The organism is Snodgrassella sp. M0351, from assembly GCF_016100575.1.
Taxonomy (GTDB): Bacteria; Pseudomonadota; Gammaproteobacteria; order Burkholderiales; family Neisseriaceae; genus Snodgrassella; species Snodgrassella alvi.
The window spans coordinates 12,652-36,538 of the sequence record NZ_JACFSG010000004.1; the positions used below are offsets into that span (position 1 = coordinate 12,652).

The following is a 23,887-nucleotide window of genomic DNA, read 5'->3' on the forward strand; positions in this document are numbered from 1 at the left end:
ACTTTCATAAGTAAACCGGTTAAATTATACTGAATTTTATTTTTGAAAGGGAATCTATGAACAGGTTAGCGGGTAAATATACACTGATTACAGGCGGAAGCAGTGGAATAGGGTTGGCAACTGCCAGAGAGTTTATTGCCGAAGGTGCGACAGTAGCCATAACCGGCAGAAATAAAGACAGATTACTGGCAGCAAAGCAGGAATTAGGTGCAGATGTAATAATATTGCAAAGTGATACTTCTGATGTTGAAGAACAAAAGCTTCTGGCTGCACAGTTAACCAAAATGTGGCCTAGATTGGATGCCGTATATATTAATGCGGCCGATGTCACTCATCTGCCGGTAACTGATTGGAATGAAAATACTTTTGACAGGGTAATGAATACTAATTTCAAAGGGCCGTTTTTTCTGATACAGGTGCTGTTACCTTTGCTGGCTGATCCCTGTTCAGTTATTTTGTGCGGTACGGTAAGTACCAAAATCGGTTTACCGCAAAGCAGTATTTATGCGTCCAGTAAAGCTGCTCTCTGTTCATTAGCCAAAACACTGTCGGGAGAGCTGTTATCCAGAAATATTCGCTTCAACTGTTTAGTCCCCGGCCCGACAGACACGCCGGCGCATATGAATTTAAATACCACTGACGCGGATGCTGTCAAACATTTACAGCAGGAAATTAAGGCATTGGTACCGTTAGGACGTTTGGGCAAACCGATAGAGCTGGCTAAAGCCGCTGTTTTTCTGGCATCGGATGAATCATCTTTTATGCTCGGTGCGGAAATACTGGTAGATGGCGGGGTAGGTAATATCTAATTTTAGTTTTTTGATAAAAATAATGATGTTATTTGCGTAAATTAAGTAGTAAATCTCTAAAGACGTTCGGATCTTTAATAAAGGTAATTTCTCCTGCCTGCGGAAAATGGTAATCAAGCAGGCGGGAAACCCAGAAACGAATACATGCAGCTCGCTGTGCAATCGGAAAGTAATCTTGTTCTGCGGAAGTCAGCGGGCGTATGCTTTCATAGCCGTGTATAAATGCTTGTTGCAGATTTTGGTCGATATGATTGTCTGCACGACGTGCCCAGTCGTTAACGGCGATGGCAAGGTCATACATGAAATTACCGTTACATGCATAATAGAAATCAATAAATCCGGCTACCTGTTCACCATCCAGCAAAACATTATCGCGGAATAAATCGGCATGGATGATACCTGCAGGCAGATTTGTACATTCATGTGCATCAAAGAAAGCAATTTCTGCTTGTAATAACTGCTGATCTTCCGGATCCAGAAAGGGTAATAAACGGCTGCTGGCCTCATGCCACCAGCCAGTGTAACGCGGATTGTGCATTTTCTGCGTGAATTCGCTACCGGCCAGATGCATTTTAGCCAGCATCGCTCCGGTATTGAAACATTGCTGTCCGGATGGGCTGCTGGTATCGCTGCCGGTCAGGCAGGTTACCAGACAGGCTGGTTTGCCAACTAGAGTGCTGTCCAGACGACCGTCAGTTCGGGCAATAGGAGCAGGACAGGCTACGCCGTGAGCACTCAGATGCCGGGTTAAATCTAAAAAGAAGGGCAGCTCATCCTGTGTCATGGCCTCAAAAACAGTCAGTACATAGCGCCCTTGTGTGGTGGTTACAAAATAATTGCTGTTAGTAACGCCCTGAGCGATACCTTGTAAACCAATAAACCGACCTAAGTGATAATCACGCAGAAAGCTGCGCATTTCATCGTCGCTAACGCTGGTGTAAACCGACATAAATGTAACCAATAAACAGAATTAAACGAAAAGTTTAAACCTGAGACAGGATGTTTAAACAAATTGCAAGCATGATGGCAATAAAGGGCTGATGTCAAGTATTTATTCAAATGATTGCTTATGAACGGTAGTTTATAGAAAACTTGTTATCTGATGATGTTTAAATTGAATGATGTGTATGTCGTATAAAGGGTTGAAACAGGAATTGGGTAATTTGTAAGCCAATATTCCAGACGGTACAACTATATCGGAAAGTATTTTATCTTTATTGCATATAATAAAATAGAATAAGTGAATGCATAAGGGCTATTTCACAACTTATTTACTTTTGCGTATTCTTAGCTGGCACTAGGTATCAAATGCGGGCAGAAAGCTTGCCAGCGCAGGAGTATAAAATGAATTTATCTTTGCTCGCGAACATTATGATGTTCGCATTGTTATTATGGATACTGAGCCGTACGCATTCAACCCAATGGAGTTTATCCAAAAAAGTATTATTGGGTATGATTCTTGGTATTGGATTGGGTTTAGGGCTGCAACTGATTTACGGAGCATCCAGCCTGGTAATCCGTACTTCTGTACAATGGTTTGATGTAGTCGGCAACGGCTATGTACAGTTATTGCAGATGGTCGTTATGCCGTTGGTGTTTGCCTCAATTCTGAGTGCTGTGGCGCGATTACATAATGCTGCTCAGCTAGGCAAAATCAGTCTGATGACTATCGGCGTGTTACTGTTTACTACGGCGATGGCTGCGCTGATCGGTACTTTGCTGACCAGCCTGTTTGGTCTGACTGCCAACGGTCTGATTCAGGGAGAAGCTGAAACTGCGCGCTTTAATGCAATTCAGGCTAATTATGTTGGCAAGGTAGCAGATTTAAATGTACCGCAGCTATTACTGTCTTTTATTCCAAAAAATCCGTTTGCTGATTTAACCGGAGCCAATCCGACCTCTATTATTAGTGTGGTTATTTTTGCTGTATTTCTCGGTATGGCCGCATTAAAGTTATTAAAAGATGATGCTGCTAAGGGTGAGCGGGTGTTACGGGCAATTGATACCTTACAAAGCTGGGTAATGAAATTGGTACGGATAGTAATGCTGTTAACTCCCTATGGTGTCCTGGCACTGATGACTAAAGTAGTGGCTTCTTCAAATATGCAGGAGATTATTAAGCTGGGAGGCTTTGTACTGGTTTCGTATCTGGCACTGGCTTTGATGTTCGGGGTACATGGTCTGTTACTGGGCATATTTGGGATCAATCCGGGTAAATATTTTCAGAAAATATGGCCGGTACTGACTTTTGCATTTACCAGTCGCTCCAGTGCTGCTTCTATTCCGCTTAATATCGAGGCTCAGACGCAGCGTCTTGGTGTACCGAAAACTATTGCCGGTTTTGCTGCTTCTTTTGGTGCAACTATCGGACAGAATGGTTGTGCCGGTTTGTATCCGGCTATGCTCGCCACCATGATTGCGCCAACTGTAGGTATCAATACTCTGGATCCATGGTGGATTGCAACACTGGTTGGGATGGTGACTATCAGTTCTGCTGGTGTGGCTGGTGTTGGCGGCGGAGCTACATTTGCGGCGCTGATTGTGCTGCCGGCAATGGGTTTGCCGATTACGCTGGTGGCTTTATTGATTTCTGTAGAACCATTGATTGATATGGGGCGTACAGCATTGAATGTCAGCGGTGCGATGACAGCAGGTACGTTAACCAGCCAGTGGCTGCATCAGACTAATAAAAAAATATTAAATAGTACGGAGCACGGCAGACTAGTACATTAATGCAGTAGGTTCTTAAAACTATTTGTCATAATTAGCAGCCGGTCTGTGTCAGCAGAGCGGCTGCTTTTTTCGTTTAAATTCTTAATATGGGCATGAGCGGATTAAGGTTTACAGACAGGTAATTAAACAGGACAGTTAATCATTTAACTGTCCTGTTTGGATAATACTATGATGATGTCGCAAGTAATCAGGTGGTAGAGGCTGCCTGTCAGGCTTTTGCTGAAGATTTATCTGCTTTGTAAAACGATTTGTAGCATACGCCGGATAGGTTCTGCGGCACCCCATAAAAGCTGATCACCTACGGTAAAGGCACTGATATATTCTCCACCCATGCCCATTTTGCGGATGCGCCCTACTGGTACAGTTAATGTGCCAGTTACTGCTGCGGGTGTCAGCTCATGCATAGATGCGGTTTTTTCATTAGGTACAACTTTTACCCAGTCATTGGCAGCAGCAAGAATTTTCTCAATTTCAGCTACGGGTAAATCCTGTTTCAGTTTTAAGGTGAGTGCCTGACTGTGGCAGCGCATTGCGCCGACACGGACACACAAGCCGTCGATAACGATTGGCTGTGCACTGCGACCTAAAATTTTATTGGTTTCTACAGCACCTTTCCATTCTTCTTTAGACTGACCGTTACCCAGATCAGCATCAATCCATGGAATCAGACTGCCGGCAAGAGGAACGCCGAACTGAGCCTGCGGATATGCTTCGCTGCGTAAAAAATCGGCAACTTTTCGGTCTATGGCTAAAATAGCACTGGCCGGATCGGCCAGTTCTGCACTAACCTGATTTTCAATGGCACCCATTGCACTAATCAGTTCACGCATATTCTGGGCACCGGCACCAGATGCTGCCTGATAGGTCATGCTGGTCGCCCATTCCACTAAATCCTGTTCAAACAGGCCGCCCAGAGCCATCAGCATCAGTGACACTGTACAATTACCGCCAACAAAATCTTTGATACCGTTTGACAGGGCGCTATCAATCACTGCACGGTTCACCGGATCAAGTACGATGACTGCTTTATCGCTCATGCGCAGAGTGGATGCAGCATCAATCCAGTACCCCTGCCAGCCCTGGTCACGCAGCGGCTGGTGGATTGCTTTGGTATAGTCGCCACCCTGACAGGTAACGATAATATCCATTTGAGCCAGAGCATCCAGATTACGGGCATCCAGCAGTGTTTTTGCTGTCTGACCAAAATCAGGTGCGGCTGCACCGGCTGCTGATGTCGTGAAAAAATACGCATCTGCAATAGTTTGAAAATCATTTTCTTCCTGCATGCGCTGCATTAATACTGAACCTACCATACCGCGCCAGCCAACAAAACCTACTTTCACCGGGTGCTCCTTAAAACAATTCAATTTAATTAAAATTTCTGTTGCCAGATACCAGAATACTATCCGGTCTTTTAACCATAATCACGGCTGTTTGTAAACAGATAATTACCATTCTGGTAAATTTCAGGCTGTACAGCTTATCTTTTGCCGGATTTATAGTGTCAATTCAATACTGTTATCCCATTATATAGAATCAGCTGACATTCCGGTGTACACTTTCGCCTTTGTTTTTTTAATTGGCATTTCTGATGAATTTACTGCGTACTCTGGCTAAAGTCAGCAGCATGACTATGCTGTCGCGTGTTCTGGGTTTCATCCGCGATACCATTATTGCCCGCAGTTTTGGTGCGGGGATGGCTACTGATGCTTTTTTTGTAGCATTTAAACTGCCTAATCTGTTACGGCGTATTTTTGCAGAAGGCGCATTTTCACAGGCTTTTGTACCGATATTGGCTGAGTACAGGGAAACACGATCACCAGAAGCTACCCGGGCTTTTGTGCAGCATGTGGCCGGACTGCTTTCATTTGTTCTGATTATTGTAACGGCGATCGGAATTTTGGCCGCACCTGTCGTGATTTATATTTCTGCTCCCGGTTTTCAGCAGGATGCCGATAAATTTGCTCTGTCGGTACAACTGTTACGGATTACTTTTCCATATATTTTTCTGATATCGCTGTCTTCATTGGTTGGCAGTATTCTGAATACTTATCATCAGTTTATTGTTCCGGCCTTTACGCCGACTTTTCTGAATATCTCCTTTATCGTATTTGCTCTGTGGCTGGCACCTTACTTTCATCCTCCGGTTCTGGCGCTGGCCTGGGCAGTATTTGTAGGTGGATTATTACAGTTGCTGTATCAGCTGCCTTATTTATTTAAACTGGGTTTTCTGACTATGCCCAGACTCAACTTTAAGGACAAAGCAGTTAACCGGGTACTCAGACAAATGGCACCGGCTATTCTGGGGGTATCGGTAGCGCAAATATCGCTGGTGATAAACACGATTTTTGCTTCTTATTTGCAATCCGGTTCAGTATCCTGGATGTATTATGCTGACCGTCTGATGGAATTACCGACTGGTGTGCTTGGTGTGGCACTGGGAACCATTCTTTTGCCTACTTTGTCTAAACACTCAGCTACTAATGATATAGCCAGTTTTTCTGCATTGCTGGACTGGGGATTACGCCTGTGCATGCTGTTAACTTTACCGGCTGCTGTGGGTATGGCTGTGCTGTCATTTCCTCTGGTGGCAACTTTATTTATGTACCGGCAGTTTAATGAGTATGATGCAATAATGACTCAGGGTGCGCTTATTGCTTATGCTGTTGGTCTGATTGGTCTGATTCTGATTAAGGTACTTGCACCGGGATTTTATGCGCGCCAGAACATTAAAACGCCGGTAAAAATTGCTATTTTTACTTTATGTATGACTCAGCTGATGAATTTGCTGTTTGTCTGGAAGCTGCATCATGTCGGGCTGGCTCTGGCTATCAGTCTTGGCGCATGTATTAATGCCGGATTACTGTTTACTCTGTTACGGAGACAGAAATTGTATACCCCCAGCCCCGGCTGGCTGCGTTTTCTATTGCGTCTGACGGTGGCTCTTGTTGTTATGGGTCTGGGGTTATGGTTATTACAGCATTGGTTGCCGTTTAACTGGCACAGTAGCGGGTTGGCAAAAGTAGGGCAATTAAGTATTTTGATTGTTACCGGTATTATTTTATATTTCGGATCACTATTTGCTCTGGGTTTCCGCGTACGCGATTTCCGGCGGGCTGAAGCAGAATAGTGGTATTTCAGCCTCATACTGAAAATGAAAAGAATTCATGCAAATTTATTTGTGTTCAAATTCTTTTAATTCTTCTGCGATAAAATATTTCACCAGTTCGCAAAACAGGGACTTGATTACATCTCCGTTCAGTCCCTGCTCATCTGCCCATTGTTTTCGTTTTTCAAGCATGCTGTTAAAACGTTCATTCGCTTGTACGTCTTTAGCATTCATTTTAAATTTACTGGCCGCTTTGACATATTCAAAGCGGGCGGAAAGTAACTGAATTACCGCATAATCAATATGATCTATTTCTGTACGAATGTCATTCATGTCGTGGCATTCTTCGGGCTTGTATATCTGATTATATGTCATTGAATTTATTTATATTTATTCTTGGGATGGCTGTATTCTAAAACCGATACTAAAAGCTGTACAGTTAAAAAATGATAAGTTTACAAAAAAATATATTAATACAAATTAAGAAAAAAATATTGAATTAATATATATAAATTTAAGAATATATTTATGCATATAACATTATTATAAATGGATATTTAACCATGATGATTGTAACTGACAGGGATTATTGAAAAAATTTTATAATATGGCTTAGTCTTTCTGAGAGTAAAACAAAATTTATCAGCCAAAAGTAATATTGCATTAATGCTAATGATAATAATTATCAATATCCTATTGAAAACATTATTTTTTTATTTTTTTTTAATGTAATACGCGCTTTTAATAACGTTTGAAATTAGTTACAATACATCAATTTTACCAATATTTGCATAAGGTCAGCGCAGTTATGTTGGCGAATTATTTCCCCATATTAATATTTGTTCTGGTTGGCTTTGCCGCTGGTGTTCTATTTATCTCTCTCGGTTTATTGCTAGGACCGAACCGGCCATACAAAATGAAACAGGAACCGTTTGAGTGCGGTTTCGAAGCTTTTGAAAATGCACGAATGAAATTCGACGTGCGTTACTATCTGGTAGCCATTTTATTCATCCTGTTTGACCTTGAAGTTGCCTTTATGGTGCCCTGGGCTGTTGTGTTTAAAGAGCTGGGCGCATACGGATTCTGGTCAATGATGGTGTTTTTGCTGATTCTGGTTATCGGCTTTATTTATGAATGGAAAAAAGGCGCTCTGGAATGGGAATAGAAGGCGTTTTAAAAAAAGGATTTGTCACAACCACTGCTGATACCGTACTCAATTATGTGCGTACCGGTTCGTTGTGGCCGGCTACTTTTGGTCTGGCCTGTTGTGCCGTAGAGATGATGCAAGCTGGTGCTGCCCGTTATGACCTTGACCGCTTTGGTATTATTTTCCGCCCGTCACCGCGTCAGGCCGATCTGATGATTGTCGCCGGTACGCTGTGCAATAAAATGGCTCCCGCCTTGCGGCGTGTTTATGACCAGATGGCCGAACCGCGCTGGGTACTGTCTATGGGTTCCTGTGCCAATGGCGGCGGTTATTATCATTACTCTTATTCTGTGGTTCGCGGCTGTGACCGGATTGTACCGGTTGACGTATATGTACCGGGCTGTCCGCCAACTGCTGAAGCGCTGGTATACGGACTATTGCAATTGCAGCTGAAAATTAAACGTACCGCCACTATCGCGCGTGTATGAAAGTGAGGGAAATATGGCAGATTTGGCAATACTGAAAGCCGTGTGCGAAGCCACTTTCGGCGATAAGGTACGTTACTGTCTTGACCGTGGTGAGCTGACACTAGATTGTGCAGCAGCTGATTATCATCAGCTTATGCAAACGCTGCGTGACCACAATGAATTGAAATTTGAAACACTGATTGATCTGTGCGGAGTCGATTACCAGAGCTATAAAAATGAGCCATGGGAAGGCAAGCGTTTTGCTGTAGTCAGTCATCTGCTATCAGTAGCCAATAACTGGCGTGTGCGTGTGCGTGTCTGGGCTGAGGCTGAAGATTTTCCTACAGTAGATTCTGTTGTTGATATCTATAACGGAGCCAACTGGTATGAGCGTGAAGCATTCGATATGTTTGGCATCCTGTTTAACAACCATCCTGATTTGCGCCGTATTCTGACTGATTACGGTTTTGTCGGTCATCCGTTTCGCAAAGATTTCCCTGTTTCCGGCTATGTTGAAATGCGTTATGACGAGGCCGAAGGCCGCGTAATTTATCAGCCGGTAACGATTGAACCGCGTGAAATTACACCGCGCGTGGTGAGAGAGGAGCAGTACGGTGTCTAAGTTACGCAATTACACCATTAACTTCGGGCCGCAGCATCCGGCAGCACACGGCGTATTGCGCCTGATTCTGGAAATGGACGGTGAAAATATCGTTCGTGCCGATCCGCATATCGGTCTGTTGCACCGCGGCACAGAAAAACTGGCTGAATCACGCACCTATTTGCAGGCATTGCCATATATGGATCGGCTGGATTATGTATCCATGATGTGTAATGAGCAGGCATACTGCCTGTCAGTGGAGCGCCTGCTGAATATCGAAGTGCCGGTTCGCGCTCAGTATATCCGTGTGATGTTTGCTGAAATTACCCGTATTCTTAATCATCTGATGGGTGTCGGTTCTCATGCGCTGGATATTGGTGCCATGACGGTATTTCTCTATGCTTTCCGCGAGCGGGAAGACCTGATGGATATCTATGAGGCGGTATCAGGTGCGCGCATGCATGCAGCTTATTTCCGCCCGGGTGGTGTATACCGGGATTTACCGGATTTCATGCCGAAATACGAATCCAGTAAATACCGTAATGCCAAAGTTCTGCAAAAACTGAATGCCAGTCGTGAAGGTACTTTGCTGGACTTCATTGAAGACTTTACCAACCGCTTTCCCGCCTGTGTGGATGAATATGAAAATCTGCTCACGGATAACCGTATCTGGAAGCAGCGTACAGTCGGTATCGGTGTAGTATCCCCGGAGCGTGCTCTGCAAAAAGGATTTACCGGTGTGATGCTGCGCGGTTCCGGTATTGAGTGGGATGTACGTAAGAAACAGCCTTATGATGCTTATGCTCAGGTAGATTTTGATATTCCGGTAGGGATTAATGGTGACTGCTATGACCGTTATCTGTGCCGTATTCATGAAATGCGTCAGGCCAACCGTATTATCCGTCAGTGTGTTGACTGGCTTAAAGCCAATCCCGGTCCGGTAATTATTGATGACCATACTGTGGCGCCGCCACACCGTACCGCCATGAAAGACGGGATGGAAGAATTAATCCATCACTTTAAGCTGTTTACCGAAGGTATGCATGTACCTGAGGGTGAAGTTTATGTGCCTACCGAGCATCCTAAAGGTGAGTTCGGGGTATATCTGATTTCTGATGGTGCCAATAAACCTTACCGAATGAAGATTCGTGCTCCGGGGTTTGCTCATTTGCAAGGGATGGATGAAATGGCACGCGGTCACATGCTGGCTGATGTGGTGGCTATTATTGGTACACAGGATATCGTATTCGGGGAGGTGGATAGATAATGTTGTCCCCTAACAGCTTAAAACAGATTGATATAGAACTGGCAAAATATCCGGCCGATCAGCGCCGTAGTGCCATTATGTCTGCCTTGCGTATTGCGCAGACCGAGCTGGGCTGGCTTCAGCCGGAAACTATTGAAGAAGTGGCTGATTACATTGGTATTCCGCCGGCGCAGGCGTTAGAAGTTGCTACTTTTTATAATATGTATAACCTGAAACCGGTAGGTAAATATAAACTTACTGTGTGTACAAATCTGCCCTGCGCTCTGCGTGGCGGAGTAAATGCAGGTGAGTATCTGCAAAAACGTCTGGGTATCCGCTATGGTGAAACCACAGCCGATGGTAAATATACTCTGGTTGAAGGCGAATGTATGGGTGCCTGTGGCGATGCGCCGGTAATATTAGTCAATAATCATAAAATGTGTAGCTTTATGAGCGAAGAAGCCATTGAAGCAAAACTGGCGGAGTTGAACTAATGGCAATGTACCAGAATGGCGTGATTTTTGATCAGGTTGATACTTCAGACCCTAATTGCTGGACACTGGAAGCTTATATTGCTCGCGGCGGATATCAGGCATTGAAAAAAATTATCAGCGAAAATGTATCGCAGGATGATGTAATTGCTGAGCTTAAAACTTCCGGTCTGCGCGGTCGTGGCGGTGCCGGTTTTCCTACCGGGCTGAAATGGAGCTTTATGCCCCGTTCTTTTCCGGGTACCAAATATATCGTGTGTAATACGGATGAGGGTGAGCCGGGCACATTCAAAGACCGCGATATCATCGACTACAATCCGCATGCCCTGATTGAAGGCATGATTATCGGCGGCTACGCTATGGGCGCTGCTGTCGGCTATAACTATATACATGGCGAAATCTTCGAGAGCTATCTGCGTTTTGAAACAGCTTTACAGCAGGCGCGCGAAGCAGGATTACTCGGACAAAATATTCTGGGCAGTAATTTCAGCTTTGAGTTGCATGCTCATCATGGTTATGGTGCCTATATCTGTGGTGAAGAAACTGCTCTGTTAGAGTCTCTGGAAGGTAAAAAAGGACAACCGCGTTTCAAACCGCCGTTTCCGGCTTCATATGGTTTATATGGTAAGCCAACAACAGTTAACAATACTGAAACTTTTTCTTCTGTACCGTTCATTATCCGCGACGGCGGTCAGCTGTTTGCTGATAAAGGTATTCCTAATAATGGTGGTACCAAGCTCTTTTCAGTATCCGGTCACGTAGAACGCCCGGGTAACTACGAAATTCCGCTGGGGACACCGTTTAAGGATTTGCTGGAAATGTGCGGTGGAATGCGAAATGGCAAAAAACTTAAGGCGGTTATTCCCGGAGGTTCTTCTGCACCGGTATTACCGGCAGACATCATGATGGAACTAACCATGGATTATGATGCCATAGCCAAGGCAGGTTCTATGCTGGGTTCCGGTGCGGTCATTGTCATGGATGAAGATGTATGTATGGTCAGAGCACTGGAACGACTGAGCTATTTCTATTTTGAAGAATCATGCGGGCAATGTACGCCGTGCCGTGAAGGAACCGGTTGGCTGTATCGCATTATTCACCGTATTACCTCCGGCAAAGGCCGGCCGGAGGATCTGGATTTGCTGGAATCACTAGGTAGCAATATTTCGGGACGTACCATCTGTGCACTGGCAGATGCGGCTGTTATGCCGATACAGGGCTTTATGAAACATTTCCGCCCCGAATTTGAGCACTACATCGAACACGGCAAACCCATGAAAGAACATCGCTGGTGCTAAGGCACTATCTGCTTAGTTAGGATTGCGAACCTATGTTACAAATTCAAATTGACGGTAAACAACTTTCTGTCGAGCAGGGCAGTACGGTGATAGAAGCCGCCCATAAGGCCGGTACATTCATTCCGCACTTTTGCTATCACAAAAAATTGTCCATCGCCGCCAACTGTCGTATGTGTCTGGTTGAGGTGGAAAAATCGCGCAAGCCATTACCTGCCTGTGCTACGCCGGTCACCGATGGTATGGTTGTTAAAACCAATTCGCCCATGACTAAAGATGCCCAGAAAGGGGTAATGGAATTCCTGCTGATTAACCATCCGCTGGACTGTCCTATTTGTGATCAGGGTGGTGAATGCCTGTTGCAGGATTTGTCAATGGGCTATGGTAAAGGTGCCAGCCGTTATACTGAGGCCAAACATGCTGTAGCCGGTAAAGAAATGGGGCCACTGGTTTCTGCTGCTGAAATGAGCCGCTGTATTCACTGTACCCGCTGTATCCGCTTTACTGAAGAAATTGCCGGTAAGCAGGAGCTGGCCATGATGAATCGTGGTGAATGCTCTGAAATTACACCGTTTAACGGTAAAACATTGGAAACCGAGCTGTCTGGCAACGTGATTGATTTGTGTCCGGTGGGCGCACTAACCAGCAAACCATTTCGTTATGACAGCCGTTCATGGGAATTAAGCCGGCGTAAATCTGTGTCTGCTCACGATGCACTGGGCAGTAATCTGATAGTGCAAACTAAAGACCATACCGTGCGCCGGGTGCTGCCACTGGAAAACGAAGCCATCAATGAGTGCTGGCTCAGTGACCGTGACCGTTTTGCCTATGCAGGTTTGTATCAGCAGCGTTTAACTCAGCCGCAAATTAAACAGGACAACCAGTGGCATACGGTTGACTGGCAAACTGCGCTGGATTATGTGGCTAAAGGTTTGCATGGTGTCAGCCATGATTTCGGTACCGATGCAATTGGTATGTGGGTCAATCCGGCCAATACTGTTGAAGAAATGTACCTGACCCGTAAACTGGCTAATGCGCTGGGTGTGAATGCCGTTGACAGTCGCCTGCGTCAGCTTGATGAGCGTTTTGGTGCTGCTGCTGAAGGCGCCCAGTGGCTGGGACAGAGTATTGAGCAGCTGGCAGAGAATGAGGTGATTTTGCTGGTAGGCGCACGCTTACGGCAGGAACAGCCATTATTAACAGCCCGTATCCGTCAGGCGGCTAAAAACGGAACTAAAGTAGCAGTGGTGGCTGCTGCTGCTGAAGAGCTGTTTATGCCGTTACTGGCGCAGCTTAGCCTGCATCCTTATCAATGGATTGACTGGCTTAGTGATGCGCTTAACAGCGAAGTAGGTCAGGCCTTATTAAAAGCTGAAAAAGCCAGCATTATTCTTGGTGCGGATGTTTTGAACCATCCGGATGCAGCGGCAGTTTATGCCGCGGCACAGGATCTGGCCGAAGCCACCGACAGTATACTGGGCGTCTTGCCGCAGGCGGCCAACAGCATTGGTGCTGAAATCGTAGGCGTGGCGGCCGGAAAAGCAACAAATACCATTGCTGCACAAATTAAGCAGCCTAAACAGGCAGTAATGCTGCTCAATGTTGAACCGGATATGGATGTAGCCAACGGAGCTGCGGCCATTGCAGCCCTGAAACAGGCTCAGACAGTAATGGCATTCACTGCTTACGATAGTGACGTATTGCGTGAAGTTGCAGACGTATTATTGCCAATTACGCCATTCACAGAAACCTCAGGCAGTTTTATCAGCATGGAAGGGCGATTACAGTCTTTTCATGGTGTTGTACAGGCCTACAGAGAAGCCAGACCTTTATGGAAGGTATTACGCGTACTGGGTAATGTGCTGGAATTACCGGGCTTTGAATATGAAAATACCCAACAGATTCTGGCTGATGCGGTTACCAAGGATCAGATACCGGCTTTGCTGAACAATCGTATTCAACCAGTCGCTACCAGTGATCCCGATATCAGTCTGGTACGTGTTGGCGGCGTTAGTCTGTACGCAACTGATGCGATTGTGCGCCGCTCCAAACCCTTACAGAGTACAGTTCATGCCGCAGTTCCGGCTGCACGTGCCAATAGTATGACACTGGCCCGGTTTGGTTTGATTAATGGTGATACTGCACAGGCTAAACAAGGCAATAGTACCGTATCGATTACCATCACTACGGATGATAACTTGCCGGAAAATGTACTGTTTTTGCCATTACATCAAAGTAACTGGCAATTAGGCGCTTTATTGACCACTGTTGAATTGAGTAAAGGATAATCATGCAAGCGTGGTTTCAACACTTACTGGGCAACGACTTCGGTTTACTGGTGTCTGTCATCGTCAAGATTGTCATCATCATGCTGCCGCTGATTATTACCGTAGCCTATCTGACTTATTTCGAACGTAAAGTTATCGGTTATATGCAGCTGCGGGTTGGTCCGAATGTTACCGGACCGTATGGCTTAATCCAGCCGTTTGCCGATGTATTAAAACTGCTGTTCAAGGAAGTTACCCGTCCGTCACAGGCTAATAAGGCACTGTTCTATATCGGACCGATGATGTCACTGATGCCGGCTTTTGCTGCCTGGGCAGTTATCCCGTTCAGTGAAACATGGTTTCTTACCCGAATTAATGCCGGTCTACTTTATATTCTGATGATTACTTCACTGTCTGTGTATGGTGTCATCATTGCCGGCTGGGCTTCCAATTCTAAATATGCTTTTCTCGGTGCCATGCGAGCTTCTGCGCAAACTATTTCTTATGAGATTGCCATGGGATTTGCGCTGATTGGTGTGATTATGGTTTCCGGAAGTATGGATTTTCATGACATTGTGATGTCTCAGGCAAAAGGTTATGCCGGTGGTTCCATTTTCTCATGGAACTGGCTGCCTCTATTTCCGCTGTTTGTGGTGTATCTGATTTCCGCTGTGGCCGAAACCAACCGTGCGCCATTTGACGTAGCCGAAGGTGAGTCGGAAATTGTTGCCGGTTTCCATGTAGAGTATTCCGGTTTTGCTTTTGCGCTATTCTTTCTGGCCGAATACATTTTCATGATTCTGGTAGCTGCTCTGACGGCTCTGCTGTTCTTTGGCGGCTGGTTATCTCCCTTTCCGCAAAGCTGGGGTTTCATTGGTACCCCGAGTGTATTGTGGATGTTTCTGAAAATGGCACTGGTGTTGTACTTTTATCTGTGGATACGTGCAACATTCCCGCGTTACCGTTATGACCAGATTATGCGTCTTGGCTGGAAAGTATTGATTCCGGTAACCATTGTGGCAGTAATTGTATTGGGTTTGTGGATGATTTCACCCCTGAATTTATGGCATTAAGCAGGGAAAGGCTCTGATATGGCAAATATAATTAAAACCTTTCTGATGACCGAGTTACTTTCGGGTATGAAAGTAACTCTGAAAAACTTCTTTGCGCGCAAGGAAACCATATATTTTCCTGAAGAAAAAACTCCGCAATCAGTTCGTTTTCGTGGTTTGCATGCACAACGGCGCTATCCCAATGGTGAAGAACGTTGTATTGCCTGCAAACTGTGTGAAGCTGTCTGTCCGGCCATGGCAATCAATATAGAATCTGAAAAACGTGAGGATGGTACACGTAGAACCACACGCTACGATATTGATCTGACTAAATGTATTTTCTGTGGTTTCTGTGAGGAAGCTTGCCCGGTTGATGCTATTGTTGAAACTCGGATTTTCGAATATCACGGTGAAAAACGCGGTGATTTATATTTCACTAAACCCATGTTGCTGGCTATTGGCGATCGCTATGAAGAAGATATCGCTAAATGCAAAGCCGCAGATGCGCCATATCGTTAAGAGGTGGTCATGAATTTACCATTAATTCTGTTTTATGTATTTGCCGCCGTGATTTTGTTTGGCGCGATAAATACAGTTATTGCCAAAAATCCGGTACATGCGGTTTTGTTTCTGGTTCTGACATTCTGTGCCAGTGCCATGATGTGGATTCTGATGCAGGCTGAGTTTCTCGGCATTGTACTGGTAGTGGTGTACGTGGGTGCGGTGATGGTACTGTTCCTGTTTGTCATCATGATGCTCAATATTGATGTTGAGCAGATGCGCGCCGGCTTCTGGCGGCATGCACCTGTTGCAGCACTGGTGGGTATCCTGACTGCTGCCTTACTGATTGTTATTCTGGTAAATCCTCAACTGCATCTGGCGAGTCTGGGTAAGGATTCTCCGCTGCCTGCAGATTACAGCAATGTGCATGATCTGGGGATGCAGATTTACACAACCTATCTGTTACCGTTTGAACTGGCGGCTGTATTGCTGGTGCTGGGGATGGTGGCCGCAATAGCTCTGGTTCACCGGCAGACATACAATCCTCGTCGTACCAATCCGGCCGAACAGGTTAAAGTACAGGCAAAAGATCGTTTCCGTATGGTGAAAATGCAGCCTGAAATCGCTACACCGGTAACTGAAGAAGCAAGTAAAGAAGCAACTGAAGGGGAGCAGAAAGCATGATTACCTTAACCCATTATCTGGTGCTCAGCGCAATACTGTTTGCTATTTCTGCCATGGGTATATTTATGAACCGCAAAAACGTACTCGTATTACTGATGTCAATCGAGTTAATGCTATTAGCGGTAAATTTTAACTTTGTGGCTTTTTCCCGTTATCTCGGCGACACCGCCGGACAGATTTTTGTCTTTTTTATTCTGACGGTTGCTGCGGCCGAATCTGCTATTGGTCTGGCAATTATGGTTCTGATTTTCCGTAACCGTCAGAGCATTAATGTACAGGATCTGGATAGCCTCAAAGGCTAACAGGTGAGAGGAACGAGAGAAAAATTATGAGTGTTTATCTGATTATTGCTTTGGCTCCGCTCATCGGTTCATTACTGGCCGGTTTATGCGGTAAGCTGATCGGCCGTAAAGGTGCGCATAGCGTTACCATAGCAGGCGTAGCCGTTTCGGCAGTACTGTCTGCCTGGGTACTCTATGGTTTTATGACCGGAACCCGTCAGCCCTTTGATGAAAATGTGTATACATGGCTGACTATGGGCGGTCTGGACTTCTCAGTAGGGTTTCTGATTGATACCCTTACTGCCACTATGCTGGTGATTGTGACCAGTGTATCGCTGATGGTGCATATCTATACTATCGGCTATATGAGTGATGATGACGGCTATCAGCGCTTTTTCAGCTATATCTCACTGTTTACTTTCTCCATGCTGATGCTGGTAATGAGTAATAACTTCATTCAGTTGTTCTTCGGCTGGGAGGCTGTAGGGCTGGTGTCTTACCTGCTGATTGGTTTTTACTTTAAACGTGACAGTGCTATTTTTGCCAATCTGAAAGCATTTCTGGTTAATCGTGTCGGCGACTTCGGTTTTGTACTGGGTATTGGTCTGGTACTGGCTTATTTCGGCGGCAGCCTTCGCTATGCTGATGTTTTTCAGCATATTGATCAGGTTAAAAATGCCACTATCGAACTGATTCCCGGTCATCCGTGGTCTTTGATTACCGTTACCTGCATTTTGCTGTTTGTGGGCGCAATGGGTAAATCGGCACAGTTTCCGTTGCATGTCTGGTTACCGGATTCAATGGAAGGTCCGACACCGATTTCAGCTCTGATTCATGCTGCAACCATGGTAACAGCCGGTATATTCATGGTATCTCGTATGTCACCCCTGTATGAGTTGTCTGATACTGCTCTGGGTGTGATTATGGTATCCGGTACCATTACTGCGCTGTTTATGGGCTTTCTGGGTATGATTCAGAATGACATTAAACGGGTGATTGCTTATTCAACCTTGTCACAGTTAGGTTATATGACGGTAGCCTTAGGTGCCTCTGCCTATAATATTGCTGTTTTCCATGTCATGACCCATGCTTTCTTCAAAGCACTGTTATTTCTGGCCGCCGGTAGTGTGATTATGGGTATGCACCATGATCAGGATATGCGTCATATGGGCGGATTGCGTAAATACATGCCGGTAACATGGATTTGTATGCTAATTGGTTCATTATCGCTGATTGGCACACCATTTTTCTCCGGTTTCTATTCCAAGGATTCAATTATTGAGGCAGTAAAAGCGTCAACGTTGCCATTCAGCAGTGTGGCCTATGTAGCTCTGGTAGCCAGTGTGTTTGTCACCGCATTCTACTCATTCCGATTGTATTTCCTGGTATTTCATGGTGAAGAAAAATGGCGCAAAGCCGAACATAGCGAACATCATCATTCAGAAGAACATCATGGACTGAAACCACAGGATAATCCGCATGAGAGCCCGCTGGTGGTAACCATTCCGCTGATTCTGCTGGCCATCCCTTCAGTATTTGTAGGTATGTGGACAATGAAGCCGATGCTGTTCAGTGATTTTTATCAGCATGTGATTTTTATTAATAGTGCTGCACATCCTGCACTGGCATCCGTAGAAGAAGAGTACCACGGCATATTTGCCATGGCTCTGCACAGTCTGACAACTCCTGTGTTATGGCTGGTGATTGCCGGTGTTGTACTGGCGTGGTTCTTCTATATGAAAAAACCACAGATTCCGGCCAGAATTGTTGCATCTATACGTCCGGTTTATACCCTGCTGGATAATAAATATTATCTGGATACTATTTACTATAACGTGTTTGCCAAAGGCAGCCGTCTGCTGGGAACGTTGTTCTGGAAAGTTGGCGACGTTTTCATTATTGATAAATTAATTGTTAATGGTGCTGCACGCGTTGTCGCTGCTGTAGCAGCGCTGATACGGCGTATTCAGACCGGATACATCTATACCTATGCTACAGCAATGGTTGTGGGTGTATTTGTACTGGTGGCATGGACTTTCTGGCCGTTGCTTAAAACAATGTTTGGCGGTTAATTGCGGGCATTCAACTTGGTATCTTTAGGCTATAAATATGTACGATAACTTACTCAGTTTGGCGATTTGGCTGCCTGTAGTGGCTGGCGTCGCAGTGCTGGCTACCGGCTCAGACAAGCACGCAGGTATAGCCAGAGTGCTGGCCTTAATCGGGGCGCTGGTTTCTTTTCTCATAACCTTACCGCTGTTTTTTAAATTCGACCGTTTAAATGGCGGATTTCAGTTTAAAGAATTTCATGTCTGGATTGAGAGTCTCAACATCAACTATGCATTAGGTGTGGATGGATTGTCAGTTCTGTTTGTGATTCTGAACAGTTTTACTACTTTACTGGTTGTTCTGGCCGGCTGGCAGGTAATCCAGAAACGGCCTGCGCAGTATATGGCCGCTTTCCTGATTATGTCAGGACTGATTAATGGCGCATTTGCAGCGATGGATGCCATCGTATTCTATGTATTCTTCGAAGGCATGCTGATTCCGATGTATCTGATTATCGGTATCTGGGGTGGTCCGAGACGGGTATATGCATCAATCAAATTCTTTCTGTATACCTTAATGGGTTCATTACTGATGCTGGTTGGTTTTGTCTATCTGTCTAATCAGACCGGCAGTTTTTCTATTGAAGCATGGCACAATATCAAGCACCTTGCGATGACGGCGCAAATTCTGCTGTTTATCGCTTTTTTCCTGTCTTTTGCGGTTAAAGTGCCGATGTGGCCGGTGCATACATGGTTGCCGGATGCTCACGTAGAAGCGCCGACCGGTGGTTCAATGGTACTGGCGGCAATTACTCTGAAAATAGGTGGTTACGGATTCCTGCGCTTTATTCTGCCTATTTTACCGGATGCAGCACGTTATATTGCGCCGGTAATCATCGTGCTCAGCCTGGTGGCGGTAATTTACATCGGTATGGTGGCACTGGTACAAACTGATATGAAAAAACTGGTGGCGTACTCTTCTATCAGCCATATGGGATTTGTCACTTTAGGCTTTTTCCTGTTTACCGGCGGCTATCTGAACGACTGGGCCTTTAAAGGTGCCATTATGCAGATGATTTCGCACGGTTTTGTTTCAGCCGCTATGTTTATGAGTATCGGTGTGATGTATGACCGGATGCACACCCGCGATATTTCAGCTTACGGCGGTGTCGTAAACAGTATGCCGGTATTTGCTTCTTTCATGCTGTTCTTTGCTATGGCTAATGCCGGTTTGCCCGGTACATCAGGATTTGTGGGCGAATTTATGGTCATTGTCGGTGCAGTAAAAACCAATTTCTGGGTTGGTGCACTGGCGGCGTTAACCTTGATTTATGGTGCAGCATATACCTTGTGGATGTTTAAACGGGTTGTTTTTGGTGCCATCAAAAATCCGGAAGTTGCGCAATTAAAAGATGTAAACAAACGCGAACTGCTAATTCTGGTGATTCTGGCTGTAGCGGTACTGGGATTTGGTTTGTATCCGGAACCGTTTATTGCTGTCGTGCATCAGGCAGCAAATGATTTGATAGTCCAAGCGGCACAAAGCAAACTGTAAGGAAATGTGAATGAACTGGACAGATTTAACAATATTTCCCGCTGCACCGGATATGGTGCTGACCGTAGTACTGTTTACAGTATTGCTGGTGGACTTATGGCTTAATGACCGGCAACGTTGGATAACCTGTACCCTGTCAGTTATCGGTCTGATACTGACCGCAGCGGTACAGTGTCTGGTATGGAAAGAACAGCCGCAATATGCCTTCCATGATATGTTTGTACTGGACGGCATGGCTCAACTGGCCAAGTTATGCATGTATGTACTGGTTATTGCCTTGTTTATTTACAGCCAGACTTATCTGCGTGCTAAACATATTTATCAGGGTGAATTCTATACGCTAACCCTGTTTGCACTGCTGGGCATGAATATTATGGTTTCAGCCAGCCACTTCCTGACTTTATATGTCGGGCTGGAGCTGCTTTCGCTGGCGCTTTATGCTTTAATTGCCCTGCAGCGCGATAGTGGCCGTGCTGCTGAAGCCGCATTGAAGTATTTTGTGCTTGGTGCACTGGCCTCAGGTTTACTGTTATACGGTATTTCACTGATATACGGTGCAACAGGTACATTACAGCTGCAGCAGGTGCTTGCTGCCAGCCAGGAAACAACCAATCCGTGGTTATTGAAACTCGGGCTGGTATTTATTGTTGCCGGTATTGTATTTAAACTGGGTGGTGTACCGTTTCATATGTGGGTGCCGGATGTGTATCAGGGTGCGCCGACTGCAGTCGCTGCACTGGTGGGTACAGCACCGAAAATTGCGGCTACAGTCTTCGCTTTCCGTATCCTGGTTTACGGTCTGCTGACTCAGTGGGAGAGCTGGCGTGAATTACTGTTGCTGCTGGGTATTGCCTCACTGTTTGTGGGTAATCTGGCTGCTATCATGCAAACCAACATTAAACGTATGCTTGGTTTTTCAACAGTAGCCCATATGGGTTTCATTATGCTGGCTCTTCTGTCCGGTCAGTCTGGCTGTGCTGCAGCTATGTATTATGCAATAACCTATGCTTTAATGGCCTCTGTAGCGTTTGCTATTCTGGTTCTGCTCTCCGGCAAGGATGTTGAATGCCAGAATATCAGTGATCTTGCCGGTCTGAACCAGAAAAATGCATGGTATGCATTTTTAATGCTGCTGGCGATGTTTTCAATGGCCGGTATTCCGCCATTGATGGGCTTTTATGCCAAGCTGGCCGTTATTAAAGCGTTATTGGCCAGCGGCTATCTGTGGGTTTCTGTGTATGCAGTAATAATGTCGTTGATTGGTGCTTTCTATTATCTGCGTGTGGTTAAAACCATCTATTTCGATAATCCGGATTCTGTTGCCGAACCAGTATTCAATATGACTTTTCTCGGTAAAATCGTTTTATCTGTTAACGGTTTATTATTGCTGTTATGGGGTATTTTGCCTGATGGTGTAATGAACTGGTGTGTACAGGCATTACTGCATAGTTAATCTGAATTTAGTCCTTCAACAGCAGCCACTACGGCTGCTGTTTTTATAACAGCCGTACACACTTATCAAAACAAATGCGCACAGGTAAAATAACTGTTCAACCGTTGACATAACAACTGCATAATAAGCATGAATAACTCAGAATTTGATATCTGCCAGACTGAATGTGTGGTAGTAAAAGTAGGTTCCAGTCTGGTGACCAATGGCGGACATGGGGTAGATCAGAATATTCTGAAAAACTGGGCACAGCAGATTGCGCAATTACGTGCAAATGGTATTCAGGTAGTACTGGTATCCAGTGGTGCTATTGCAGAAGGTATGAAACGGCTGGGCTGGCAGGTACGTCCCAAAGCAATTAATGAATTACAGGCTGCCGCCGCAGTGGGACAAATGGGACTGGCTCAGGCATATGAGATTGCGTTTGAATCACTGCGTATCCGGACAGCACAGATTCTGCTGACACATGATGACTTGAGTCACCGTACCCGCTATTTAAATGCCCGTAGTACTATCCGCACTCTGCTGGAGCAGGGAGTAGTACCGATTATTAATGAAAATGATACAGTTACCATTGATGAAATCAAACTTGGCGATAATGATACCCTTGGTGCTCTGGTAACTAACCTGATTGAAGCTGATGTACTGATTATTCTGACAGATCAGAATGGTCTGTATGACAAAGATCCGCGTAAGCATACTGAAGCCAGACTGATTCATAAAATTGCTGCCAATCATCCAGACCTGGAAAGTATGGCCGGCGGTGCAGGCAGCAGCGTGGGCACCGGAGGTATGTATACCAAAGTACTGGCTGCAAGACGGGCTGCTTTAAGCGGTGCTGCAACCTGTATCGCCAACGGGTATGCTGAAAATGTATTAGTCCGGTTACTGGAAGGCGCACAAACGGGTACTTTATTTACCCCGGCCGGTAGCCGGTTGAGCGCACGCCAGCAATGGTTACTTGGGCAGGTACAACTGGCTGGTAAGCTAACCGTTGATGAGGGTGCAGAACAGGCACTGAAAACACAGCACTCCAGTCTGCTGGCTATCGGTTGTGTTGCTGTCAGTGGTCATTTTGATCGTGGCGCATTAGTGGCAGTATGTAATCAGACCGGTAAAGAAATTGCCCGCGGACTGGTTAATTATAATGACCATGAAATTGGGCGTTTATTGCGGCAGCCGTCTCAGGCTATAGAAGAATTATTGGGCTATGTGGCAGAACAGGAACTGATTCATCGGGATAATATGGTATTACGCCGTGACTGAAGCAGATATTGAAAAATTCTGCCAAATCCAATAAAGAAGATAATATTTATCAGCAGGATGTTAGCTTAAATAGCCACCAATCTGAGTTGTAGTATAGGGCAATTTGTTTTTAATAAAACAGATTAAAGTGGCCTGATAAATACATATACCATCATTAAATTTGTCTGTGTTATCAGAAAGTACTGTTTTCAGTATCAGGTAAATTTATGGATATCTGAGCATAATCTGCCATGTAGACAGATTGCCACTATATCGGTAGAAAATATCTTCTCAGGCTGTGGATGCTGCGTTTATCGCTATGGTGCAGTTATATATTGATTGATCCAAAGTAACAAATGTCTTTTGTTTTTAAATCAGTAATTGATATTCGACCACCTGTAGATGTTGTTCCTTCATTGAAAAAAATAGGTTTATTTATTATCACCATTTTACCCACAAGCTCAGTATCCGAATATAAATATCCATCATTAGTAATTTTCTTATAGTTATGAATCATATTTCTGCATGAACACTCTTCTTTCGATTTTTCAGAAGGTGAGTCACAAATATTGAGTCTCCAATGAAACTTCACTAATATGTTTTGATAACTTGAATCATATAAATAATGTTTAGCAAGTTTCGAGGTACATTTCAAAGGAAGAAATAAAATAAAAGCCATAAGCAGGATATAAAATAACTTTTTTATAATATACTTTTTTCTGTTAAATTTTTGTTTATTCATCTAGATTGGTAAATTATTGTCAAATAGATAATATATCATTAATAAAAAATTATTAGTCATAACTACCATCAAAATTAATATAGTGTTGCGCCTGATCAACTAAACCGGTGCTGATTTTATTAGAGCTATAAATAAATTATTTAGAATAAATTTATGTTAAGTAG

At 44.8% G+C, this 23,887-nt stretch carries 22 protein-coding genes; 18 read left to right on the forward strand and 4 right to left on the reverse strand.

Annotated elements, in window-relative coordinates; translation table 11 throughout:
• Positions 1-56 precede the first annotated feature (56 nt).
• A complete protein-coding gene (locus tag H3V01_RS09990; RefSeq protein ID WP_110413735.1) occupies positions 57-809 on the forward strand; it encodes an SDR family oxidoreductase in 753 nt (250 codons plus the stop codon).
• A 28-nt stretch (positions 810-837) separates the two neighbouring features.
• Here the strand turns inward: H3V01_RS09990 and thrB are convergent, their stop codons facing one another.
• Entirely contained in the window at positions 838-1,758 is a 921-nt protein-coding gene (gene thrB, locus H3V01_RS09995; RefSeq protein WP_110413736.1) for a homoserine kinase, read from the reverse strand.
• Between the two features lie 395 nt (positions 1,759-2,153).
• Between thrB and H3V01_RS10000 the strand changes: the two genes are divergently transcribed.
• Entirely contained in the window at positions 2,154-3,542 is a 1,389-nt protein-coding gene (locus tag H3V01_RS10000; protein WP_198186710.1) for an L-cystine transporter, read from the forward strand.
• A 227-nt stretch (positions 3,543-3,769) separates the two neighbouring features.
• Here the strand turns inward: H3V01_RS10000 and asd are convergent, their stop codons facing one another.
• Positions 3,770-4,885 carry an aspartate-semialdehyde dehydrogenase gene (gene asd / locus H3V01_RS10005; protein ID WP_198186711.1) on the reverse strand — a complete coding sequence of 372 codons (1,116 nt, stop codon included), beginning with the start codon at positions 4,883-4,885 and terminating at the stop codon, positions 3,770-3,772.
• Between the two features lie 248 nt (positions 4,886-5,133).
• On the opposite strand from asd, the gene murJ reads away from it, so the two are divergent.
• Entirely contained in the window at positions 5,134-6,672 is a 1,539-nt protein-coding gene (gene murJ, locus H3V01_RS10010) for a murein biosynthesis integral membrane protein MurJ (RefSeq protein ID WP_084561948.1), read from the forward strand.
• Positions 6,673-6,717: 45 nt separating this feature from the next.
• Here murJ and H3V01_RS10015 read toward each other — a convergent pair whose 3' ends face one another.
• Positions 6,718-6,984 carry a chorismate mutase gene (locus H3V01_RS10015; RefSeq protein WP_198186712.1) on the reverse strand — a complete coding sequence of 89 codons (267 nt, stop codon included), beginning with the start codon at positions 6,982-6,984 and terminating at the stop codon, positions 6,718-6,720.
• A gap of 475 nt (positions 6,985-7,459) precedes the next feature.
• Here H3V01_RS10015 and H3V01_RS10020 point away from each other — a divergent pair, with 475 nt between their 5' ends.
• The 15 genes from H3V01_RS10020 (at position 7,460) to proB (ending at position 23,002) form a co-directional block, all read left to right on the forward strand.
• A complete protein-coding gene (locus tag H3V01_RS10020; RefSeq protein WP_025329722.1) occupies positions 7,460-7,816 on the forward strand; it encodes an NADH-quinone oxidoreductase subunit A in 357 nt (118 codons plus the stop codon).
• A complete protein-coding gene (locus H3V01_RS10025; RefSeq protein WP_025329723.1) occupies positions 7,807-8,286 on the forward strand; it encodes a NuoB/complex I 20 kDa subunit family protein in 480 nt (159 codons plus the stop codon). Before H3V01_RS10020 ends, H3V01_RS10025 begins: the two co-directional genes overlap by 10 nt.
• Positions 8,287-8,299: 13 nt before the next feature.
• Complete coding sequence (locus H3V01_RS10030) at positions 8,300-8,887, forward strand: NADH-quinone oxidoreductase subunit C (RefSeq protein WP_084552676.1); 588 nt, start codon at positions 8,300-8,302, stop codon at positions 8,885-8,887.
• Positions 8,880-10,133: an NADH-quinone oxidoreductase subunit D gene (locus H3V01_RS10035; RefSeq protein ID WP_025329725.1), complete on the forward strand. Its 1,254-nt coding sequence runs from the start codon at positions 8,880-8,882 to the stop codon at positions 10,131-10,133. The genes H3V01_RS10030 and H3V01_RS10035 overlap by 8 nt, the downstream gene beginning before the upstream one ends.
• Entirely contained in the window at positions 10,133-10,606 is a 474-nt protein-coding gene (nuoE, locus tag H3V01_RS10040) for an NADH-quinone oxidoreductase subunit NuoE (protein ID WP_025329726.1), read from the forward strand. Before H3V01_RS10035 ends, nuoE begins: the two co-directional genes overlap by 1 nt.
• A complete protein-coding gene (nuoF, locus tag H3V01_RS10045) occupies positions 10,606-11,901 on the forward strand; it encodes an NADH-quinone oxidoreductase subunit NuoF (RefSeq protein ID WP_025329727.1) in 1,296 nt (431 codons plus the stop codon). The genes nuoE and nuoF overlap by 1 nt, the downstream gene beginning before the upstream one ends.
• Before the next feature lie 32 nt (positions 11,902-11,933).
• The gene (gene nuoG / locus H3V01_RS10050) at positions 11,934-14,186 is read left to right on the forward strand and encodes an NADH-quinone oxidoreductase subunit NuoG (RefSeq protein WP_198186713.1); all 2,253 of its coding nucleotides are present in this window, start codon (positions 11,934-11,936) and stop codon (positions 14,184-14,186) included.
• Between the two features lie 2 nt (positions 14,187-14,188).
• The gene (gene nuoH, locus H3V01_RS10055; protein WP_084547581.1) at positions 14,189-15,238 is read left to right on the forward strand and encodes an NADH-quinone oxidoreductase subunit NuoH; all 1,050 of its coding nucleotides are present in this window, start codon (positions 14,189-14,191) and stop codon (positions 15,236-15,238) included.
• An 18-nt stretch (positions 15,239-15,256) separates the two neighbouring features.
• Complete coding sequence (gene nuoI, locus H3V01_RS10060; RefSeq protein WP_025329730.1) at positions 15,257-15,736, forward strand: NADH-quinone oxidoreductase subunit NuoI; 480 nt, start codon at positions 15,257-15,259, stop codon at positions 15,734-15,736.
• 9 nt (positions 15,737-15,745) lie between these two features.
• The gene (locus H3V01_RS10065; RefSeq protein WP_198186714.1) at positions 15,746-16,402 is read left to right on the forward strand and encodes an NADH-quinone oxidoreductase subunit J; all 657 of its coding nucleotides are present in this window, start codon (positions 15,746-15,748) and stop codon (positions 16,400-16,402) included.
• On the forward strand, positions 16,399-16,704 hold the full coding sequence (gene nuoK, locus H3V01_RS10070; RefSeq protein WP_025329732.1) for an NADH-quinone oxidoreductase subunit NuoK: 306 nt from the start codon (positions 16,399-16,401) through the stop codon (positions 16,702-16,704). The genes H3V01_RS10065 and nuoK overlap by 4 nt, the downstream gene beginning before the upstream one ends.
• Positions 16,705-16,730: 26 nt before the next feature.
• Positions 16,731-18,755: an NADH-quinone oxidoreductase subunit L gene (nuoL, locus tag H3V01_RS10075; RefSeq protein WP_198186715.1), complete on the forward strand. Its 2,025-nt coding sequence runs from the start codon at positions 16,731-16,733 to the stop codon at positions 18,753-18,755.
• Between the two features lie 37 nt (positions 18,756-18,792).
• Complete coding sequence (locus H3V01_RS10080; protein ID WP_084550434.1) at positions 18,793-20,286, forward strand: NADH-quinone oxidoreductase subunit M; 1,494 nt, start codon at positions 18,793-18,795, stop codon at positions 20,284-20,286.
• A gap of 10 nt (positions 20,287-20,296) precedes the next feature.
• Entirely contained in the window at positions 20,297-21,739 is a 1,443-nt protein-coding gene (nuoN, locus tag H3V01_RS10085; RefSeq protein ID WP_078474497.1) for an NADH-quinone oxidoreductase subunit NuoN, read from the forward strand.
• 129 nt (positions 21,740-21,868) lie between these two features.
• Positions 21,869-23,002: a glutamate 5-kinase gene (gene proB / locus H3V01_RS10090; protein ID WP_198186716.1), complete on the forward strand. Its 1,134-nt coding sequence runs from the start codon at positions 21,869-21,871 to the stop codon at positions 23,000-23,002.
• A gap of 307 nt (positions 23,003-23,309) precedes the next feature.
• Here proB and H3V01_RS10095 read toward each other — a convergent pair whose 3' ends face one another.
• Complete coding sequence (locus tag H3V01_RS10095; protein ID WP_198186717.1) at positions 23,310-23,723, reverse strand: hypothetical protein; 414 nt, start codon at positions 23,721-23,723, stop codon at positions 23,310-23,312.
• Positions 23,724-23,887 lie beyond the last annotated feature (164 nt).

Coding starts and splice junctions, on each gene's coding strand:
- H3V01_RS10095 (WP_198186717.1), bottom strand. CDS start 23,723: ATGAATAAACAAAAATTTAACAGAAAAAAGTATATTATAAAAAAGTTA.
- H3V01_RS10065 (WP_198186714.1), top strand. CDS start 15,746: ATGAATTTACCATTAATTCTGTTTTATGTATTTGCCGCCGTGATTTTG.
- nuoF (WP_025329727.1), top strand. CDS start 10,606: ATGGCAATGTACCAGAATGGCGTGATTTTTGATCAGGTTGATACTTCA.
- nuoE (WP_025329726.1), top strand. CDS start 10,133: ATGTTGTCCCCTAACAGCTTAAAACAGATTGATATAGAACTGGCAAAA.
- H3V01_RS10000 (WP_198186710.1), top strand. CDS start 2,154: ATGAATTTATCTTTGCTCGCGAACATTATGATGTTCGCATTGTTATTA.
- nuoK (WP_025329732.1), top strand. CDS start 16,399: ATGATTACCTTAACCCATTATCTGGTGCTCAGCGCAATACTGTTTGCT.
- nuoI (WP_025329730.1), top strand. CDS start 15,257: ATGGCAAATATAATTAAAACCTTTCTGATGACCGAGTTACTTTCGGGT.
- H3V01_RS10015 (WP_198186712.1), bottom strand. CDS start 6,984: ATGAATGACATTCGTACAGAAATAGATCATATTGATTATGCGGTAATT.
- proB (WP_198186716.1), top strand. CDS start 21,869: ATGAATAACTCAGAATTTGATATCTGCCAGACTGAATGTGTGGTAGTA.
- H3V01_RS10020 (WP_025329722.1), top strand. CDS start 7,460: ATGTTGGCGAATTATTTCCCCATATTAATATTTGTTCTGGTTGGCTTT.
- nuoH (WP_084547581.1), top strand. CDS start 14,189: ATGCAAGCGTGGTTTCAACACTTACTGGGCAACGACTTCGGTTTACTG.
- nuoL (WP_198186715.1), top strand. CDS start 16,731: ATGAGTGTTTATCTGATTATTGCTTTGGCTCCGCTCATCGGTTCATTA.
- H3V01_RS09990 (WP_110413735.1), top strand. CDS start 57: ATGAACAGGTTAGCGGGTAAATATACACTGATTACAGGCGGAAGCAGT.
- H3V01_RS10030 (WP_084552676.1), top strand. CDS start 8,300: ATGGCAGATTTGGCAATACTGAAAGCCGTGTGCGAAGCCACTTTCGGC.
- H3V01_RS10080 (WP_084550434.1), top strand. CDS start 18,793: ATGTACGATAACTTACTCAGTTTGGCGATTTGGCTGCCTGTAGTGGCT.
- nuoG (WP_198186713.1), top strand. CDS start 11,934: ATGTTACAAATTCAAATTGACGGTAAACAACTTTCTGTCGAGCAGGGC.
- thrB (WP_110413736.1), bottom strand. CDS start 1,758: ATGTCGGTTTACACCAGCGTTAGCGACGATGAAATGCGCAGCTTTCTG.
- murJ (WP_084561948.1), top strand. CDS start 5,134: ATGAATTTACTGCGTACTCTGGCTAAAGTCAGCAGCATGACTATGCTG.
- nuoN (WP_078474497.1), top strand. CDS start 20,297: ATGAACTGGACAGATTTAACAATATTTCCCGCTGCACCGGATATGGTG.
- H3V01_RS10025 (WP_025329723.1), top strand. CDS start 7,807: ATGGGAATAGAAGGCGTTTTAAAAAAAGGATTTGTCACAACCACTGCT.